The organism is Albibacterium profundi, assembly GCF_042159835.1.
Taxonomy (GTDB): Bacteria; Bacteroidota; Bacteroidia; order Sphingobacteriales; family Sphingobacteriaceae; genus Albibacterium; species Albibacterium profundi.
Map to the genome: position 1 here is coordinate 108,250 of NZ_JBBVGT010000002.1, position 19,951 is coordinate 128,200.

Sequence of the window (19,951 nt, forward strand, 5' to 3'; positions counted from 1 at the left end):
TTCTTTAATTATTTACCAATGATTTAGCTAATAAAACCTGCTTGTATTCACGAGGGAACACCTTGATGAAGAACGGTTTGGCGTCCTGCCAATGATCTAAAATATGTTTTGCTAAATCACTATTCGTTAGTCGTATATGTTTCTTTAATAAAGAGATGATTTCTGTTTCATCCTGCGTATCCAATTTTTCAAGATCAACCATCTCACCATTGCACTTTTCATGAAACGTTCCAGACACATCGTAGATCCAGGCGATACCACCGCTCATCCCAGCTGCAAAATTCCGACCTGTTTCTCCGAGCACCAAGACGCGCCCACCGGTCATGTATTCACAACCGTGATCACCTAAACCTTCTACCACGGCAGTTGCTCCCGAGTTTCGAACAGCAAAACGTTCTCCAGCTTGTCCACGTACAAAGAGACGACCCGACGTAGCTCCGTATAAAGCCACATTTCCAATGATGATATTTTCGCTTGCATTGTACATGCTCTCTTCACGCGGATAAATAGCCAGTTGCGCCCCTGATAAGCCCTTACCCACATAATCGTTGGCTTCACCCTCTAGTTCGAAAGACAAGCCTTTGGTTGCGAAAGCACCAAAACTCTGACCGGCGTAGCCATTGAACTTATAGTTTATGGTATTATCAGGTAATCCTTCTGAACCATGCATTTTTGATACTTCATTTGACAGAAGCGTACCGATGGTTCTATCCGTATTTTTCAGGTCAAAAGTTCCAAAAACCGGTGTTTTACTTTCTAAGGAATCTTGAGCCTGTTTAAGTAGTTCCCAGTCCAAGATGTCATCCATCTCATGATCCTGCTGCTCCGTATTATAGAGCGCTTTCGGATCTGCGTCATGCGCTACATAGAGAACATCGCTTAAGTCGACATGGTCAATTTTCCAGTGCGATATATTTTCTTTACGTTTTAAGAAATGTGCCTTGCCCACCATTTCATCAACCGTTCTAAACCCTAAAGAGGCCATAATTTCCCGCATCTCCTCTGCGATAAACTGGAAGAGATTAACAATATGTTCTGGTTGTCCGGTAAACAGTTTTCTCAGTTCCGGATCTTGGGTGGCCACTCCTACCGGACAGGTATTCAGATGACATTTACGCATCATAATACATCCTCCTGCCACCAAAGCGGCAGTTGCCACGCCCCACTCTTCTGCACCCAAGAGTGTGGCGATGGCAATATCTTTAGCCGTTTTCATTTGTCCGTCGGCTTGAAGTACCACGCGACTGCGTAAACGATTCTTCACCAAGGTTTGATGCGTTTCTGCTAGTCCTAACTCCCAAGGCAAACCAGCGTGCTTAATAGAACTCATGGGCGAAGCACCTGTGCCACCGTCATATCCTGCAATAAGAATAACATCAGCATGCGCTTTAGCAACACCGGCAGCGATGGTTCCGACCCCTGCTTTAGAAACTAGTTTCACATTGATACGCGCCGCGCGATTCGCATTTTTCAGATCGAATATCAATTGTTTTAAATCTTCGATAGAATAAATATCATGATGTGGTGGCGGAGAAATCAGCCCTACTCCCGGAGTGGAGTGACGCACCTTCGCAATCCAATCATCCACTTTATGTCCAGGGAGTTGGCCCCCTTCACCCGGTTTAGCACCCTGCGCCATTTTAATCTGCAATTCATCGGCCTGACTCAAATAATGAGATGTGACGCCAAAACGTGCGGAAGCAATCTGTTTTATCGCAGAGCGCATCGAGTCCCCGTTTTCCATCTTTTCATAACGGATTTCATCCTCTCCGCCTTCACCAGTATTACTTTTACCTCCAATACGATTCATGGCAATTGCCAATGTGCTATGCGCTTCATGAGAAATGGATCCGAAAGACATAGCTCCGGTGGCAAAACGCTTCATGATATTCTCGATCGGCTCAACCTCCTCTAACGGGACAGGTGTCCGGTGATAAGCAAACTCAAGAATATTCCTTAAGGTAAAGTATTTACCGTTTTGCTGACTAATGGCTGCCGAATAAGATTTATAGCTTTCATAATCGTTTGTACGACACGCTTTCTGCAACAAGTGCACCGTATCTGGGTTGAACAAGTGAGCTTCACCGCGTCTTCTCCAAGAGTACAAGCCTCCTTCCGGCAGTAGGTTTCCTTTTTTATTCGATGTAAAACCTCGTTTATGTTTAATAAGCACCTCTTTAGCAATCTCATCTAACCCTAAACCTTCAATTCTGGAAACAGAACCGCAGAAATAACGATCCACCACCTCTTTATTAATACCTAGAATCTCAAAAATTTGAGCTCCATGATACGACTGTAGGGTCGATATTCCCATTTTTGAGAATATTTTAAGCAGTCCGGCGCAAATAGATTTCACGTAGTTTTTTTTCAGATCCGCCCATTGCAAGTCGGTTTCCAGCGACCCCTGTTCTTTTAGTGTACGAATAGAAGCTAACGCCAAATATGGATTAATCGCCGTTGCTCCAAATGCAAGCAAGCAAGCAAAGTGATGTACCTCCCAAACGTCGCCTGCCTCTACAACCAAACCAACTGAACCACGGCGACCGACTTTAATCAGATGATGGTGAACTGCCGAAACAGCCAACAACGAAGGTATTGCCGCATGCTGGGAGTCGATAGCCCGATCCGACAAAATAATAACTTCAAAGCCATCCTTAACAGCATCTTCCGCATAATGACAAAGGCGATTTAGACCATCTTCTAATGCGCCTGGCGTTTCGTCGGCACGAAAATACGTTTGAAGAGTCTTAGCTTGGAACACCCCCGTGTCAATGCTTCGTAGTTTTTCTAGCTCTTTGCTCGTTAGCACCGGATGCTCAAGTGCTACACAATGGCAATGCATTTTATTTTCATCGACGACATTACCGCCGTTACCGATAAACGTAGCCAAGCTCATCACCAGTCGTTCACGAATAGGATCGATTGGCGGATTGGTCACTTGCGCAAAATATTGTTTAAAATAGCTTGAAAGATGTTGTGCTTGATCGGATAAAACCGCTAAAGGAACATCCGTGCCCATAGCACCTATCGGCTCCTTACCATCCAGGGCCATGGGAATTAATATATCTTGTATATCTTCTCTGGAATAACCGAAAGTTTGTTGATAGCGATAAACAGATTCCTTTGCTAAATAGGTAAACGTAACTCTTGGTTCTGCCAAATCATCCAGTCGAATCTTATATTGATCCAACCAGTCAGTATAGGGTTGCTTATTCGCCAGTTCAGCCTTTACGGTTTCATCACTGCTAATCTCCCCTTTTTCCATATCAATTAGGAAGATTTTCCCAGGTTGTAGTCGCCCCTTCTTGATAACCAGCTCTTCCTTTAACGGCAATGCTCCGGTTTCAGAAGCGACCACTACTCTGTCATCGCTTGTCACGGAGTATCGCAGCGGACGAAGGCCATTACGATCCAACATGGCACCGATCATTTTACCATTTGTAAAGCATAATGCCGCTGGACCATCCCATGGTTCTACCAAGGTCGCATGAAACTCATAAAAAGCTTTCTTTATCGGATCCATTTGCGTATTGCCATCCCACGCTTCGGGAACCATCATCAACATGACGTGAGGTAGCGAGCGACCGCAATGCATCAAGAGTTCCGCAACATTATCTAAACAAGCAGAATCCGACTGACCTTTATCAATGACTGGCAGAAGGATCTCCATTTCCTCTTCCGAAAAATATGGTGATATTAAGGACTCCATCCCAGCATAAAACCAATTCAAGTTTCCGGTCAGGGTATTGATTTCGCCATTGTGAGCGACGAAACGAAAAGGTTGCGCCAGACGCCAGGAAGGAAATGTATTGGTTGAAAAACGCGAGTGAACCAAACCAAAGGCAGAAACAACACGTTCATCATGTAAATCTGTAAAATAGGCACGAACTTGAGCTGTCGTTAACTGTCCTTTATAGACGATAGTTTGACACGAGAGGGAGGTAACATAAAAGTGTTCCTGCGTCTCCTCCGCAGTCTTCTTTATTTCCTGAACAATAAGTCTACGCAACACATAAAGTTTGCGCTCAAAATCTTCCGTTGTCTTAATATCACGCGGACGCTCCACAAAAAACTGAACAATGGACGGCTCTACACTCAAGGCTGTTACTCCAATACCTTCCGGATTAACCGGAACATCACGAAAGCCCAAAAAGTTAAAACCCCTATTAATGGCAGCCTCCTTAATAAGCGATCTGCAATGAGCATTCCCCTCTTCATCCTTCGGCAAAAATGCCATACCAACACCGTAATGACCCGGCTCTTTTAATAAAATATCTAAAGCAATACACTCATCCCATAAAAACTGGTGAGGAATCTGAAAGATAATCCCTGCTCCATCTCCACTATCAGGATCACATCCGCATGCTCCACGATGCTCCATATTCTCTAACATTACCAATGCATCAACAATCTGTTGATGCGATCTCTCTCCTTTTACATGAGCCACAAAGCCAACACCGCACGCATCATGCTCAAATTCAGGACGATACAAGCCTTGTTTCTGTTCTAATTTATTCATTGTTTTAATTTGCATTCAATTCAATTCGATTTGCTAATTTATCATTATTTTATTTAAAAAATTACACTTTCTGTATTTTTTTTCATTTTTTTTATAAAAAACGTATATTAAATGGTTTATTTTGAATTTTTATAAATTAGATAAAAAATAGGCTCAATAATTAAAAATGAACTATATTCTAGCTATTTTACATCGACCCTGCCAAGCAGTGAGGGCGATTTCGGCAAAAAAATTAACTGCAAGGAAGCCAGCCTAATAGCAATAAAAGTGCTTTTCATTATGCTAATATCACTTTTATTGCTACTTTTGCGGTGGGTAAGTCTTTTACGACCAGCTCCCTTTGAATCCCCCAGGGCGGGAACGCAGCAAGGGTAAAAGGTTGTAGCGGTGCGATAAAAGGGGCTTGCCCATTTTTTTTTACCCCCATTTTTAGATTTACTATTCTTTCCGACAATAGGTTATAAATTCATAATATTATTGGTTAAATTTGTTCACGAATTCTTTAGGGATTTTTATAAAATTTAGATCAAAAAAACAATCGATGAAATTTTTTATTGACACAGCCAATCTTTCTCAGATTAAAGAAGCGCAGGATTTAGGTGTTTTAGACGGTGTTACCACCAACCCAAGTTTAATGGCCAAAGAAGGCATTAGTGGGGATGAAAATGTGATTAACCATTATAAGGCTATTTGCGACATCGTGGATGGTGATGTAAGTGCAGAAGTAATTTCCACTGATTATGACGGAATTATTAAAGAAGGTGAGGCATTAGCGAAACTTAATGAGAAGATCGTTGTGAAGGTTCCCATGATTAAGGACGGTGTGAAAGCACTGAAATACTTCAGCTCTAAAGGGATCAAAACCAATTGCACATTGGTATTCTCAGCAGGTCAGGCTTTACTAGCAGCCAAAGCGGGTGCTACTTATGTATCCCCTTTTATTGGCCGACTAGATGATATATCAACTGACGGATTATCATTAATTGAAGATATTCGTATGATTTATGATAACTACGGATTTGAAACACAAATTTTAGCAGCATCTGTAAGACACACAATGCATATTTTAGAATGTGCAAAAATTGGTGCAGATGTAATGACAGGACCTTTGTCAGCTATTTTAGCTCTTCTTAAACACCCATTAACGGATAGTGGTTTAGCACAGTTCTTAGCCGACCATGCAAAAGCATCGGGCAAATAATCATTTTAATTATACATGCGAGTCAGTAGCTTAATTGATGTACTAATAATAGGCGGCGGCCCCATTGGATTGGCCTGTGGGATCGCCGCAAAAAAAGCTGGTTTGTCGTATTTGATCCTTGAAAAAGGATGTCTTGTAAATTCTCTTTTTAATTATCCTCTTGGAATGACGTTCTTCTCAACTGCCGAAAGGCTTGAGATCGGAGGTCTACCATTTGTGAGTATTAACCCTAAACCAAAACGTGCGGAAGCACTGGAATACTATCGGCGAGTATCGCTAAATTATGACCTAGATATACATCTTTTTGAAGAAGTAGAGAACGTTGTCAAAGAGACTGATCTGTTCCACGTTAAAACTAGTAAAAACGCGTACCAAGCCAAGAATGTGGTTGTTGCGACGGGTTTCTATGACGAGCCGATGATGCTGAATATCCCTGGTGAACATTTAGAAAAAGTACGGCACTACTACCGGGAGCCTCATTATTATGCTAATCAAAACGTAGTGGTGGTGGGTGCTAGCAATTCATCGGTTGATGCCGCGCTGGAAACCTATAGAAAAGGTGCTCACGTCACCATGGTGGTGCGAAGGCAGGAAATCGGACAACGAGTGAAATATTGGGTACGACCTGATATTTTGAATCGGATTTCAGAAGGGTCTATCCAAGTCTACTTTTCCAGTAACCTAACAGAGATTCGCGAACAGGAAGTGGATATGATGACGCCGGAAGGAAAAATAACTATTCCGAACGATTTTGTGCTGGCCTTGACGGGATATCAACCTAATTTTTCATTTTTGAAGAAAATAGGTATTGAGACTCAAGATGAAATAAGCAAAACACCGGCTTATAACCCGGTGACGATGGAAACGAATGTAGATGGGATTTACCTTGCGGGTGTGGTTTGTGGCGGATTGAATACCCATTCGTGGTTCATAGAAAATTCGAGAGTCCACGCAGACCAAATTATTCAAGCGATAAAAAATAAATAAACAAACAATAAATGGCAAAAGAGTTTTATAGCGATTTAAGACTGGGGATTCTTGGCGGCGGTCAATTGGGTCGTATGTTAATCCAAGAAGCAATTAACTTTAACGCTAGTGTATCTGTTTTGGATCCTGATGTAAACGCACCCTGTAGAAAGCTGTGTGATCATTTTGAAGTAGGTGCTTTGAATGATTTTGAAACGGTATATAACTTTGGAAAGCGTGTTGACTTGCTGACGATTGAGATAGAGAAGGTCAATGTAGACGCGCTTGAAAAACTAGAAGAAGAAGGCGTGGTGGTATATCCGCAAGCTCGCATTATTCGGTTGATTCAGGATAAAGGATTACAGAAGGAATTCTTTAAACAAAATGATATTCCAACGGCTCCGTTCCAACTTATTTCTTCACGAGAAGATTTGAAAGCAACACATTTCAATCTTCCTTACATCCAGAAATTACGTAAGGATGGATATGACGGCCGTGGAGTCATGAAGATATTATCAGAAAATGATATCAACACGGCTTTTGAAGCGCCAAGCCTCATTGAAAAATGGATCGACTTTGAATTGGAGATCGGTGTAATTGTAGCGCGCAACGAAAATGAAGAAGTGAAAGCTTTCCCGGTTGTAGAAATGGAGTTCAACCCCGATGTCAACTTAGTAGAATATCTAATTTCTCCTTCCACCCTTCCTTTGGAAGTTCAACAAAGTGCGGAACGACTCGCTATAAAGATTGCTGAAGACCTTCAAATTATCGGTTTACTTGCCGTTGAAATGTTTTTAACGAAGGACGGGGAACTGCTGGTTAATGAACTAGCTCCTCGCCCACACAATAGTGGTCACCACAGCATTGAAGGGAATGTTACTTCGCAGTTTGCTCAACATCTGCGCTCTATTTTCAACCTTCCATTAGGAAGCACAAAGGTAATGAGCAATGCTGTCATGATCAATCTACTAGGAGAGCCAGATTTTCAAGGGCTCGCTAAATACACAGGCTTAGAGGAAGTTTTAGATATGGACGGTGTATACGTACATTTATACGGAAAAAAATATACCAAACCATTCCGTAAGATGGGCCATATCACGATTGTTAATGATAATCGGGAAAAGGCTATTGAAACAGCAAGAAAGGTTCAAAAAATTATTAAAGTAATTGCTTAAATAGAAGATCATGTCAAATCACCAACTTGCCGAAGTTGCCATTATTATGGGCAGTAAATCTGACTTACCTGTGATGCAGGATGCGGCAGATATATTAAAAGAGCTGGGTGTAACGTATGAAATAACGATTGTTTCTGCACACCGTACACCCGAACGGCTGTTTGACTTTTCAAAGAACGCGGCTTCGCGTGGACTGAAAGTAATCATTGCTGGTGCTGGTGGCGCAGCACATCTCCCCGGCATGGTTGCTTCAATTACGCATATTCCCGTTATCGGTGTGCCAGTCAAATCATCCAATTCTATTGACGGTTGGGACTCCGTATTATCTATACTGCAAATGCCCAATGGTATTCCAGTAGCAACGGTAGCACTGAACGCAGCAAAAAATGCAGGTATATTGGCAGCGCAAATCCTAGCTACTTCTAATGAACAGCTTGCACAAAATCTGGTTCATTATAAAGATCAGCTGAGGGAAAAAGTAGAGGAAACTGCGAAGGAAGTTGAGAAACAAAACAAATAAGTTTTGACTTTCAGCTGAACATTCAACGATGAGGATCTATTTTTTTGACTTACCTTTGCAAATCCAAAATTAATACTATGAGCAAAAGAGGAAGAGTTTTAGTGGCGATGAGCGGCGGAGTGGATAGCTCGGTAGCAGCTGTTATGCTTCATGAACAAGGTTACGAAGTGATCGGCCTAACTATGAAGACATGGGATTATGCTTCTTCAGGTGGCTCATCTAAAGAGACTGGATGTTGCAGCTTGGATAGCATTAATGATGCACGAGCATTAGCGGTAGCTTATGGTTTTCCTCATTACATTTTAGATATACGCAACGAATTTTCAGGTTCCGTTATAGACAATTTCGTTGAAGAATATATTGCAGGTCGCACCCCCAACCCTTGTGTGTTATGCAATACGCATATCAAATGGGAAGCTTTATTAAAACGAGCAAATCATTTAGATTGTGAATTTATCGCAACGGGGCATTATGCTAATATCCGGGTACATGACAATGGTCGCTATGTAGTGTCTAAGGGGAAAGACGAAAACAAGGATCAGTCTTATGTACTTTGGGGCGTGTCGCAAGAAAACTTAGCTCGGACTCGTTTCCCTTTAGGAAATTTTAGCAAAACGGAAATTAGACAAATGGCTGAAGATATGGGTCAACATGAGTTGGCTACCAAATCAGAAAGTTATGAAATATGTTTTGTTCCCAACAACGACTATCGGTCGTTTCTTCGTCATCAGGTTGCAGACTTAGATGAACGGGTTGGCCCAGGGAACTTCACTTTGAGCGACGGTACGGTGGTGGGGCAACATGAAGGCTATCCCTACTATACCATCGGTCAGCGCAAAGGCTTGGGCATTGCTTTAGGTCGCCCGGTATTTGTTCTTCAAATCATCCCTGAAACCAACACGGTAGTGATTGGTGATGAAATCGAACTGCAACGTTCAGCTGCCGTTGTCAGAAACATTAACATGGTCAAATATACATCGTTAGACGAGCCTATGGAAGCGGTGACGAAGGTACGATACAAAGATGCAGGAATGACCAGTACACTAGTTCAGAACGGCGATACAATGCAAGTCGAATTTCATCATGCTGTGAAAGGAATAGCGCCCGGCCAATCGGCTGTTTTCTATGAAGGAAACGACTTAATAGGCGGTGGTTTTCTAGCTTAGAGCCGATATTGAATTGCAGACCACCTGCGATAAAATATTTGTATTCATTTGAAAATACCTTTTTAATTGCCTTTATTTGCAAAAACCAACATCATTAATGGCAAAGAATTTACTAATTGTAGAGTCACCCGCAAAAGCGAAAACAATCGAAGGATATTTAGGAAAAGATTTTTTAGTCAAGTCCAGCTATGGCCACATCAGAGACCTGGTAAAAACGGATGAGGCTATCGATGTAGACAATAACTTCGAACAGAAATACGAAGTTCCGGCAGACAAAAAAGCTGTAGTTAGTGAATTAAAAAAATTAGCAAAAGCGTCAGAAATGGTGTGGTTAGCTTCCGATGAGGACCGCGAGGGAGAAGCTATTTCATGGCATCTATTCGAAACACTAGGTTTGGATGAGAATAAAACCAAGCGTATTGTTTTTCACGAAATTACGAAGCCGGCCATTGTTAAAGCTATTGAAAACCCAAGAAAGATTGACTACAATTTGGTATATGCACAACAAGCAAGACGGGTGTTGGACCGCTTGGTTGGTTTTGAACTTTCACCGGTTTTATGGAAAAAAGTAAAGCCTTCCCTATCTGCCGGACGCGTGCAATCGGTAGCCGTTCGTTTGTTGGTTGATCGTGAACGGGAATATAATCACTTCGTTCCGTCTGCATCATTTAAAGCAGTCGGGATCTTCAATACGGGCAAACCGAAGGAGCTTTTCAAAGCCGAACTGGCGAAACGCTTCAATGAAGCGAAAGATGCTGAGCAATTTCTAAAAGATTGTTCGAATGCAGATTTTAAAATTAAATCGCTCGAAACAAAACCGGGCAAGCGTTCACCCGCTGCTCCGTTTACTACGTCTACACTACAGCAGGAAGCCAGCAGGAAGCTTGGTTATTCGGTGGCACGAACGATGCGCGTTGCACAACGACTTTACGAAGCTGGGTATATATCCTATATGCGTACTGACTCAGTTAATTTGAGCCAAACAGCAATTGACGCTGCTGAACAGGAAATTAAAGGAGCTTACGGCGAAAAGTATCATAAAAAAAGACAATATAGAACCAAATCATCTGGAGCTCAGGAGGCTCACGAAGCCATTCGTCCGACAAATTTCGCAAACCATACGATACAAGGAGAGCCAGCTGATAAACGTCTTTACGAATTGATTTGGAAGCGTGCTATCGCGTCCCAAATGAGTGAAGCGGAATTTGAGAAAACGACTGCAAAACTCTCTATTTCGACTCGTCCGGAAGAACTAATTGCGAACGGCGAAGTAATGAAATTTGATGGTTTTCTGAAAGTGTATTTCGAATCAACCGATGAAGAGTCAGAGGTTAATCTGGACGACAACAGCGATAATGCGTTACTGCCTCCACTGACTATCGGCCAAGAGGTTAATCTTGATGAGATGAGTGCTACACAGCGCTTTACGCGACCGCCTGCACGCTATACTGAGGCGAGTCTTGTTAAAAAAATGGAAGAATTGGGTATTGGACGTCCTTCGACTTATGCGCCGACGATCTCGACTATTCAGAATCGTGGCTATGTAGTGAAAGAGGATCGGGATGGGAAACCAAGAAATTATCAAGTATTTACACTAAAAGATAAGGAAGTTACATCGGTCACTAAAACTGAAATAACTGGGGCAGAGCGGGGTAAATTGTTTCCGACGGACATTGGTGTCATGGTAAATGATTTTCTTGTTGAGCATTTTGAGGATATCGTTGACTTTAACTTTACAGCGACCGTCGAAAAACAATTCGACGAGATTGCACAGGGGTTAAAGGAATGGACAAAGATGTTAAAGGATTTCTACGGACCGTTTCATGACGATGTAGAAAACACTTTAGAAACTGCTGAAAGGGCTAGTCATGAGCGTGAATTAGGAGTTGACCCTGAGTCGGGCAAGAAGGTAATTGTTCGCGTTGGTCGCTTCGGCCCATTGGTTCAGATAGGCACTGCAGACGACGAAGAAAAGCCACGCTTCGCCAGTCTACGTACTGGTCAAATGATTGAGACAATTACATTTGAAGAAGCCATGGAGCTTTTTAAGTTGCCTAAAAAGGTCGGTAGTTTCGAAGAAAAGGACATGACCGTGGCTATCGGTCGCTTTGGTCCTTATATACGTCACGACGGAGCTTTCTACTCGTTGCCAAAAGGTAGAGACCCGCTTGATGTAGAAGAAGATGAGGCTATTGAAATCATTCGCGTAAAACGGCAAAAAGACATTGATAAAATCATTAAAACTTTTGATGAAGATCCAGATGTTCGAGTTGAAAATGGACGTTGGGGTCCGTTTATACGCTTCGGAAAACAAAATATCAAAATTCCGAAGGATAAAGTTGCAGAAGACTTGACCTTTGAGGAAATTAAGAAACTTGCGGATGAGCAACCGGCTTCTAAAAAAGGCAAGGGTGCAACAAAATCTGCAAAAGCGACGGCTACAAAAAAGAAGGCATCTGTTAAGAAAAAGACGGTCAGTAAAGCGAAAGCAAAGGAAAGCTAGTTAGCGATGAAAAAGGATTTACCAGAAAATATTGTCGAAGACATAAGCATTGCTGTCAGCTTAGAAAGCGAGACCCCCGAGACTAAAAGTTGGAGTGTCTATCTAATTAATCGGAAAAGGGAAACTCTCAAAAATGTATTGGTAACATCCAAAGGTTATGATGTAAGTGACGGTAAAGATATTAAAACCAGTATTCTACGGCATTTCATTGGTGATGTTGAGGCTAATTCGTTCGCTCTTATCGAACCGATAGATGATGCACTGTTTGGTCTTACGAATGAATATTGGCTAAGTTATTATATTGAAGGTGTGATCTACGATAAAAAGTTTATCTTTTTGCCTGAAAGCGTCGTTGACGAAAACTTCATTAAACTACCGATTCTAAATAAGCCCGGCGTACTGGTTGGCTAACTTCCCTACCGCTCTCTTAAGACCACATGCTTGATATTCTTTCTATCAAACGTATAGGTAATATGAATTTTATTCTGCGAATCGAGAAAGATGGTTGGGTAGCTAAATTCGCCCATCGTTTTGTTTTCAAGTTCCAGAATATCAGTCCATTCTAACCCGTCTATCGAATACGCAACATTCAATTGGCTGCGTCCTTCCCACCAATCTTTACCCGGTGTATCTGGGTTGTATACTATTAAAAAGTAATCGTTAACACGAATTGCATCGGTAGCCGAATTAGGATTGATTAAGTTAGTCGGTGTTAAACTCGACCAAGTAAGCCCACGATTTTCCGACCATGACGACATGACCTTTCCCTCTCTGCTACGACACAGAACTTGAAGTCGATTATCAGGATGAACCAGAATACTTGGTTGTATAACATTAAACTCGGATCCGTGGTCTATTGGATGCACCGTCCAGTTCATCTGTTGTTTATCACTCCTTTCTATATGGGCAGTCCATCTACTCTCGGTAAGTTCGACACTCGAAGGCGCCAACACAGTACCATCTGTGAGCTCAATCGGTTTGTTTTTAATAGGGCCGAGAATACCGTCCGGAAGTCTTCGTTCGCTCCCCCAAGTCTTTCCTCCATCGTCAGAAACTTTAGTCATTCCCCACCATTCACGAGGATTGGGCCCGACTTTATAATAAAGAAATATGCGCCCCTCGTCCTCCGGACGAAATAGCACAGGATTCCAACAGGGAAATTTAAGTGAGTCACCGACCCTACCATCCGCCAGCACCCTAGGCTGAGACCAACGCTCCCCGTCGTGCAAACTACCCCAGATTGCAACGTCTTCCGCTCCTTCCCCGGAGCCGCCAAACCAGCTGACGAGCAAATCGCCACTGGACGTTTCCTCAATTGTAGAAGCGTGGCATTGATCGAAAAATAGCCCTTCTTCAAATATGAATTCTTCGCTTTCTAGAACCAGGTCCGGCACTTGTTCATAATTATTACAAGCCATCGTAAAAAAAACAGCTAAGAAAAGATAGCTAATATTCAATTTCATTAAAAGCTCCTCTAATTATTCAGATATCAACTGGATAACCCCAGCATACTGAAGTTTTATATTTGGACTGTCTATCACTATTTCGTTATTCTCATTTGTCCACTGCAATTCTCCCGTATACCCTAACACTTTCACTTCCGTTGGAACGAAACCTGAAGGCAGTGGAAACTTAAATTGGGTGGGCTGTTGGTACTTGCTACCCTCTGAAAGATGAAAAACGTTAACCACTTTTTGATCCTTACTTCGCGTATAATAATAGTCGCCTTTGTGATAAGGTGCGACAGCACGTGTAGCAAAGACCGCACTCTCATTAATATTCATCCATGAGGCTAACTCCTCCAAACGATCATATGCCTCTTGATCAAAATCACCATTTGGACCGGGGGCAATGTTCAACAAATAATTACCGCCTCTAGAAATAATCTTCACTAAGGTTTCAACAATAGTTTTGGCCGGCTTATACTGGTCATTTGGAACGTACGAAAATGAATTCCCCATAGTGATACAGCTTTCCCACGGAATACCTAAAGGTTGTTCGGGAATCGACTGTTCCGGAGTAACATAATTCTCCCACTTGCCGGGCACCGTACGATCAACGACAATAATACCAGGCTGGTTTTTACGTGCCATAGCACCAATTTTATCCATGTCAATATCTTGTTCCACTTTAATAGTCCGTTGCCATTCAACCGATGGGTCAATAGTATTAAACGGACGTACCCACCCACCATCCAGCCAAAGTATATCTACCTGTCCATAATTGCTTGTTAATTCATTAATCTGATTGAAGGTGAAGTTTTTAAACTTCTCCCAGCGTTCGGGATATTTTTCCGGATCATAATTTACATTTCGATCCTTTGGTGGGAAATAAGGCCACCAATAATAATCAGTATGCCAGTCGGGTTTAGAAAAATAGGCTCCTATCTTGAACCCATCTGACCGGAATGTATTAAAAATCTCCTTTGTGACGTCCGCTTTAGGATTTGTAGAAAATGGTGTTTTAGGTGATGTGATCTTATAATCGGATTCCTGAGTATCAAACATAGTGAAGCCATCGTGGTGTTTGGTGGTAAATACAACGTATTTCATTCCTGCGGCCTTTGCTGCATCTGACCATTTGGCGGGGTCGAAGTCGGTCGGATTAAAAGTTGTCTGCAAGTTCTCGTAATTCTTTACGTATTCAAAATACGTTTCACCATGCTCAGGTTTCCGTTGCGTCCAACCTTCATCCTCAGGACATAATGACCAGCTCTCAACAATACCCCATTGACTGTAGGTACCCCAGTGCATAAATAAACCAAATTTCATATCCTGCCATTCCTCAAGATTTTCCACTACCAGCGGGTCTGATGGCGCTTGATATCCGTCGGACACATTATGAGCTTGCGCATAGCAAAAGTATGATATGACTAAAAAAATGAACGTTATCAAAGGTCTTTTCATAATGAAGGCTGTTTCACCTTAAATATACTAAAAAAGGGGAGCCGTCATCTAGACAGCTCCCCTTTTTTAGTAATCTAAATTATAACTCCTAATTCAGAGATTTAATCTTCTCATCCAATTCGGCAACTTTTTCTGTATTCTCCTTCAATTGGTAATAAGTCTTTAGGTTCTGCCACGCGACAGAAGAGGTAGGGTCGATTTCAGTTGCTTTTTGCAAAAACGGTAATGCATCATCAACCAATTTGTTTCCTATTTTAGCCTGCTCGTTGTACTTCTGTTGCTCATTAGCAGGCAGTTTACTAGCCTCTCTGAAAACCTCGATACCTTTGTTTAACATTAATCCGCCAAGATTAATATAGGCATTCACAGATTCAGGGTCTAATTCAATCGATTTTTTATAGGCAGCTTCCGCTTCATCATTTTGACCACTAGCTCCTAATGCGATCCCGTGATAATAATGCAATACAGCATTCGATGGATCTTTTTCAATCTGTGATGAAATATCCGCGATAACTTCTGCTTCGTTTCCTGCCTGCAGGTTCAACTCAATATTTTGAGTAGCCAGTTCCTGATTTTCCGGGAACTTAGTCGATCCTTCTTTTGCATATTTAATTGCAGCGGTTGTATCGCTCTGCATCAAATATAAACGAGAAAGATCAAGGTAAACTTGAGAAAGACTAGAAAAATCGTCATGGGCTAAAAGCGTTTTATACTTCTCAATTGCATTAGGATAGTCCTGTGCGTTGATAGCAGCTAAACCCGCGTAATAAGAGAATAGCGTATCACCCGGCAAATATTCCAAACCGGCGTTGAACGCCTCATAAGCAGCAGCAAAATCCTGATTTTCAAAGGCTTTAACCCCTGTTGTTAATTCTGCTTGAGCAAGTGTTCTAGCCGCAACATCTATGTTTCCTGCTTGCTCTTCAGCTCCTTCACCGGCTTTTGCTTTTTCGATTGCTGCAAGTGCTTTTTGCTTATACTCATCAGCTCCACCTGTTGAGTCTAACAGCACGTAGTCTGAATACACCAATGCCAAGTATGTCCATGTTTCTGACAAATCTTTTGTCTTGTCGTGCTGAGAGGCTTTTTCCAAAGAAGTTTTCGCGTCTTCTAGGTCGTTTACGCCTAATGCAGCGCTACCTATTTGTTTAACCTCGTTAAACTTGCTGTAGCTCGCTTTACCTCTATTCAGTTCACCCTTTTGTGCAAATGCAAAAATAGAGCAAAACAAAGAGGCAATTAATAGTAGTGATTTAATTTTCATGTGTTAATTGAATGTGTTCTGATTTAATTGATTACTTACTCGTTCATATTGGATAGTATCACCGGATTCGTTGAATAATATAGCCAGTGATCTCAATGCATTAAGTGAGTTAGGGTCTATTTCATTAGCTTTTAACAAGTACTTTTCTGCCAATTCTTGTTTTTCGCTTGCGGTGGTATCGTCAACAAAGTCGCCTAAATATAGTAAACCCAACTCAAAATTAGCATTATAGTTATTATCGTCAAGTTCCAACGTTGTTTTATAATACTGTTCCGCTTGTTTACGGTTTCCTGTAACTTCATACGTGTAACCGGCAAGGTAATTTAACTCAACATTCTCCGGCTCTAAACGGATTGCATGTTCTATTAGCGGCACAACTGCGTCATATGATCCATTGGCGGCATAAATATTAATAATCTGAAACAGAATATCCTTGTTGTCAGGATATGAGTCTGATCCGGTCAGCAACGTATTAAGTCGTTCGTTCTGATTATCGGCCTTATTGTATAAATTCGCCAATATCAGCACATCATCAGCATCAGTCGTACCCTTGTTCTCCAAATATGCTTGGTAGTACAAGATAGCCTCCTCCGGCTTATCAAGCTGCGAGGCAAGTACCGATAAATTATGCTTTACGTTAATATCGCCTTTACTCAACGTATCTACCTGCTTTAGATGACTATAAGCTTCATCGTATTTATTGTTATTAAGTGCTCGACGACCGAGAATTAAATGTGCATTTCCGAGCTTTCTATGGATGTATGTAATTTGAGCGTCGTTTTCATAGTTCAACTGCTCATCATCTAATTTTGCTAAAGCAAATTTAGCTTCTTCAATCGGATCTCTTGTATACTTCAACGTCCGATTGGAATCTGCCACTGCTAATGCACTATAAACCAATGCGCGCAAAAGATTATTCTTATATGCTACTGAGTCGCGACGTTCTTTGTAGGCATTATCCGAAAACTTTTTAGCATTCTCTAAATGCTTAAAATCGGCAGTCTTTGCATACATCGCAAAACTGTTATTCCCTTCTTTTTCATCCGATTGTGCCCATGCAACGTTTTGTCCCACTATAATTAGGACAAAAAGCAGTAAAAAAAATCTTTTCATTTCACAAATTGGCATTTTATTAATCCTCCGTTGGTGTACCTGATTCCTCACCAGCATCAGCAACATCACTTTGTGTATCTTCTTCCACATCCTCATCTTTCTCCACTTTCGCTACCGATGCTATCTGATCATTTTTATTCAAGTTAATGAGCTTCACTCCTTGAGTAGCGCGGCCCATAACTCGCAACTCTTGTACCGAAATACGGATTACGATGCTTGACTTATTAATAATCATCAGGTCATCTTGATCCGTAACATCCTTAATTGCAACTAATTTACCAGTTTTTTCTGTAATATTAATTGTCTTTACACCTTTTCCACCTCTATTCGTTATACGATAGTCTTCAAGATCGGTTCGTTTACCATAACCATTCTCAGAAACTACCAGAATTGTAGATGCACTATCATTGACACTAATCATGCCAATGACTTCGTCTTGATCATGTGCAAGCCTAATTCCACGTACACCAGCAGCTGTACGTCCCATTGGGCGTACGGTTGACTCATTAAATCGGATAGCGCGCCCAGAACGTAAAGCAATTACAATCTCACTTTCTCCGTTTGTCAAATTCGCTTCGATTAATTGATCACCCTCATGAATATTAATTGCATTAATACCATTAGCACGTGGACGCGAATAGGCCTCTAGCGAAGTCTTTTTGATTGTACCACGCTTAGTACACATGATAATGAAGTTATTTTCTAAATATTCCTGATCTTTCAGGTTTTTTACCTTAATATAGGCTTTAACCTTTTCTTCCTTCGGAATATTAATAATATTCTGCAGTGCTCTACCTCGAGATACTCTTGATCCTTCAGGAATCTCGAAAGCACGGAGCCAGAAACAACGTCCGGCATCAGTAAAGAATAATAAATAATTATGTGCGGTTGCAGTGATGATATGCTCCGTAAAATCAGATTCTTTGGTATTAGAACCCAATGCACCTTTACCTCCGCGATTTTGCAATCTATACTCGCTTAATGGCGTGCGTTTTACATAGCCCTCATGCGAAATGGTGATAACGATTTCCTCATCATCGATGAAATCTTCCATACTCATATCACCAGCAGAGTGAACAATCTGAGATCTGCGTTCGTCACCGTATTTCTCTTTAACCTCTAAGAGTTCATCCTTGATAATAGACATCCGCAAGCTTTCATCAGCTAAAATAGACTTCAAATATTCAATCGTCTTCATCAGCTCAGCATACTCTTCCTTGATCTTATCACGTTCCAGTCCTGTTAAACGTCTCAGCGTCATATCCAGGATAGCTCTAGCCTGAATGTCAGACAGACCAAACTTTTCCATCAATCCGGTACGCGCTTCATCGGGAGTGTTTGACGCACGAATTAACTTAATTACTTCTTCAATATGATCTAGAGCGATTAATAACCCTTCAAGTATATGTGCTCTTTTTTCAGCCTCAGCAAGTTCAAACTTAGTTCGTCTGATTACAACTTCGTGACGATGCTCAACAAAGTGATGTATAAGATCCTTTAAGTTCAACATCATCGGTCTCCCGTGAACCAAAGCGATATTGTTTACACTGAACGAGCTTTGTAATGCTGTATATTTAAATAAGTTATTAAGAACAACGGAAGCATTAGCATCGCGCTTAATATCATAAACGATACGCAAACCTTCGCGGTCAGATTCGTCGCGAATAGAAGATATACCCTCAATCTTCTTCTCGTTGACAAGCTCAGCCGTTCGCTCAATCATTGTCGATTTATTTACCTGATAAGGTATTTCGGTAACGATGATTTGTTCACGGTCATTCTTAGTCACCTCAATTTCCGCCTTAGCACGCATAATGATGCTACCACGGCCGGTTTCAAATGCACTCTGAAGACCTTTATATCCGTAGATTATACCACCAGTTGGAAAGTCAGGACCTTTTATATATTGCATTAACTCAGGTATCTCAATATCTCTGTTATCAATATATGCAACCGTGCCGTCAATAACTTCAGAAAGATTATGCGGAGCCATATTCGTAGCCATTCCCACCGCAATACCTGAAGCCCCATTAACTAATAAATTAGGAATTCGTGTAGGAAGAACTGTTGGCTCATGTAGTGTATCGTCAAAGTTTAGCTGAAAATCAACCGTCTCTTTGTTGATATCAGCCAGCATGTCCTCTGCAATCTTTTGTAGACGAGCTTCCGTGTAACGCATCGCCGCAGGTGAGTCTCCATCCACCGAGCCAAAGTTACCCTGACCATCAACTAGTGTATATCTCATACTCCAGTCCTGAGCCATTCTAACCATGGTTCCGTATACCGATGAGTCACCGTGTGGGTGATACTTACCCAATACGTCGCCGACTATACGCGCTGATTTCTTATAAGGTTTGTTACTCGTCACCCCAAGATCCAACATTCCGTATAATACGCGACGATGCACTGGCTTCATTCCGTCACGCACATCAGGCAATGCTCTTGAAACAATAACCGACATTGAATAATCAATGTAAGCCGATTTCATTTCATCTTCAATATTGATTGGGATTATACGATCGTTAGCTGGTACTAAATTGTTTTCGTTTTCTGTTTCGTCAGCCATATATAATTAGTTCAATTAAACTATATGCTCATACATTATGAGCGTTGCGAAG

The 19,951-nt window shown here is 41.6% G+C and carries 13 protein-coding genes and 1 other RNA gene; 8 read left to right on the forward strand and 6 right to left on the reverse strand.

From position 1 onward, the window contains the following. Positions 1–4: 4 nt before the first annotated feature. Complete coding sequence (gene gltB, locus WKR92_RS01915) at positions 5–4,519, reverse strand: glutamate synthase large subunit (RefSeq protein WP_375556143.1); 4,515 nt, start codon at positions 4,517–4,519, stop codon at positions 5–7. 313 nt (positions 4,520–4,832) lie between these two features. Here gltB and ffs point away from each other — a divergent pair. The 8 genes from ffs (at position 4,833) to WKR92_RS01955 (ending at position 12,461) form a co-directional block, all read left to right on the forward strand. Next, an RNA gene (ffs, locus tag WKR92_RS01920) (signal recognition particle sRNA small type) lies at positions 4,833–4,931 on the forward strand. 129 nt (positions 4,932–5,060) lie between these two features. Next, complete coding sequence (gene fsa / locus WKR92_RS01925; protein ID WP_375556144.1) at positions 5,061–5,720, forward strand: fructose-6-phosphate aldolase; 660 nt, start codon at positions 5,061–5,063, stop codon at positions 5,718–5,720. 15 nt (positions 5,721–5,735) lie between these two features. After that, positions 5,736–6,707, forward strand: coding sequence for a YpdA family putative bacillithiol disulfide reductase (locus tag WKR92_RS01930; RefSeq protein ID WP_375556145.1), 972 nt, complete (start codon positions 5,736–5,738; stop codon positions 6,705–6,707). A gap of 11 nt (positions 6,708–6,718) precedes the next feature. Beyond that, positions 6,719–7,861 carry a 5-(carboxyamino)imidazole ribonucleotide synthase gene (locus WKR92_RS01935; RefSeq protein ID WP_375556146.1) on the forward strand — a complete coding sequence of 381 codons (1,143 nt, stop codon included), beginning with the start codon at positions 6,719–6,721 and terminating at the stop codon, positions 7,859–7,861. A 10-nt stretch (positions 7,862–7,871) separates the two neighbouring features. Then, complete coding sequence (purE, locus tag WKR92_RS01940; protein WP_375556147.1) at positions 7,872–8,381, forward strand: 5-(carboxyamino)imidazole ribonucleotide mutase; 510 nt, start codon at positions 7,872–7,874, stop codon at positions 8,379–8,381. A 77-nt stretch (positions 8,382–8,458) separates the two neighbouring features. Then, positions 8,459–9,547 carry a tRNA 2-thiouridine(34) synthase MnmA gene (gene mnmA, locus WKR92_RS01945; RefSeq protein ID WP_375556148.1) on the forward strand — a complete coding sequence of 363 codons (1,089 nt, stop codon included), beginning with the start codon at positions 8,459–8,461 and terminating at the stop codon, positions 9,545–9,547. Positions 9,548–9,644: 97 nt separating this feature from the next. Next, entirely contained in the window at positions 9,645–12,050 is a 2,406-nt protein-coding gene (topA, locus tag WKR92_RS01950) for a type I DNA topoisomerase (RefSeq protein WP_375556149.1), read from the forward strand. 6 nt (positions 12,051–12,056) lie between these two features. Continuing rightward, the gene (locus tag WKR92_RS01955) at positions 12,057–12,461 is read left to right on the forward strand and encodes a hypothetical protein (RefSeq protein WP_375556150.1); all 405 of its coding nucleotides are present in this window, start codon (positions 12,057–12,059) and stop codon (positions 12,459–12,461) included. Positions 12,462–12,466: 5 nt separating this feature from the next. Here WKR92_RS01955 and WKR92_RS01960 read toward each other — a convergent pair whose 3' ends face one another. The 5 genes from WKR92_RS01960 to gyrA all read right to left on the reverse strand — a co-directional run bounded on the left by WKR92_RS01960 (position 12,467) and on the right by gyrA (position 19,899). Further along, positions 12,467–13,513 carry a sialidase family protein gene (locus tag WKR92_RS01960; protein ID WP_375556151.1) on the reverse strand — a complete coding sequence of 349 codons (1,047 nt, stop codon included), beginning with the start codon at positions 13,511–13,513 and terminating at the stop codon, positions 12,467–12,469. Positions 13,514–13,528: 15 nt separating this feature from the next. Then, positions 13,529–14,956 (reverse strand): alpha-L-fucosidase, encoded by a 1,428-nt coding sequence (locus tag WKR92_RS01965; protein WP_375556152.1) that lies wholly within the window; start codon positions 14,954–14,956, stop codon positions 13,529–13,531. An 88-nt stretch (positions 14,957–15,044) separates the two neighbouring features. Next, positions 15,045–16,220 carry a tetratricopeptide repeat protein gene (locus WKR92_RS01970; protein ID WP_375556153.1) on the reverse strand — a complete coding sequence of 392 codons (1,176 nt, stop codon included), beginning with the start codon at positions 16,218–16,220 and terminating at the stop codon, positions 15,045–15,047. A gap of 3 nt (positions 16,221–16,223) precedes the next feature. Continuing rightward, positions 16,224–17,333, reverse strand: a complete 1,110-nt coding sequence (locus tag WKR92_RS01975; RefSeq protein ID WP_375556154.1) for a tetratricopeptide repeat protein — start codon at positions 17,331–17,333, stop codon at positions 16,224–16,226. Positions 17,334–17,352: 19 nt separating this feature from the next. Continuing rightward, positions 17,353–19,899, reverse strand: coding sequence for a DNA gyrase subunit A (gyrA, locus tag WKR92_RS01980; RefSeq protein WP_375556155.1), 2,547 nt, complete (start codon positions 19,897–19,899; stop codon positions 17,353–17,355). Positions 19,900–19,951 lie beyond the last annotated feature (52 nt).

What these genes read in the sequence shown, in the direction of transcription:
- gltB (WP_375556143.1), bottom strand. Translation starts at nt 4,519, where the DNA reads ATGAATAAATTAGAACAGAAACAAGGCTTGTATCGTCCTGAATTTGAG.
- fsa (WP_375556144.1), top strand. Translation starts at nt 5,061, where the DNA reads ATGAAATTTTTTATTGACACAGCCAATCTTTCTCAGATTAAAGAAGCG.
- WKR92_RS01930 (WP_375556145.1), top strand. Translation starts at nt 5,736, where the DNA reads ATGCGAGTCAGTAGCTTAATTGATGTACTAATAATAGGCGGCGGCCCC.
- WKR92_RS01935 (WP_375556146.1), top strand. Translation starts at nt 6,719, where the DNA reads ATGGCAAAAGAGTTTTATAGCGATTTAAGACTGGGGATTCTTGGCGGC.
- purE (WP_375556147.1), top strand. Translation starts at nt 7,872, where the DNA reads ATGTCAAATCACCAACTTGCCGAAGTTGCCATTATTATGGGCAGTAAA.
- mnmA (WP_375556148.1), top strand. Translation starts at nt 8,459, where the DNA reads ATGAGCAAAAGAGGAAGAGTTTTAGTGGCGATGAGCGGCGGAGTGGAT.
- topA (WP_375556149.1), top strand. Translation starts at nt 9,645, where the DNA reads ATGGCAAAGAATTTACTAATTGTAGAGTCACCCGCAAAAGCGAAAACA.
- WKR92_RS01955 (WP_375556150.1), top strand. Translation starts at nt 12,057, where the DNA reads ATGAAAAAGGATTTACCAGAAAATATTGTCGAAGACATAAGCATTGCT.
- WKR92_RS01960 (WP_375556151.1), bottom strand. Translation starts at nt 13,513, where the DNA reads ATGAAATTGAATATTAGCTATCTTTTCTTAGCTGTTTTTTTTACGATG.
- WKR92_RS01965 (WP_375556152.1), bottom strand. Translation starts at nt 14,956, where the DNA reads ATGAAAAGACCTTTGATAACGTTCATTTTTTTAGTCATATCATACTTT.
- WKR92_RS01970 (WP_375556153.1), bottom strand. Translation starts at nt 16,220, where the DNA reads ATGAAAATTAAATCACTACTATTAATTGCCTCTTTGTTTTGCTCTATT.
- WKR92_RS01975 (WP_375556154.1), bottom strand. Translation starts at nt 17,333, where the DNA reads ATGAAAAGATTTTTTTTACTGCTTTTTGTCCTAATTATAGTGGGACAA.
- gyrA (WP_375556155.1), bottom strand. Translation starts at nt 19,899, where the DNA reads ATGGCTGACGAAACAGAAAACGAAAACAATTTAGTACCAGCTAACGAT.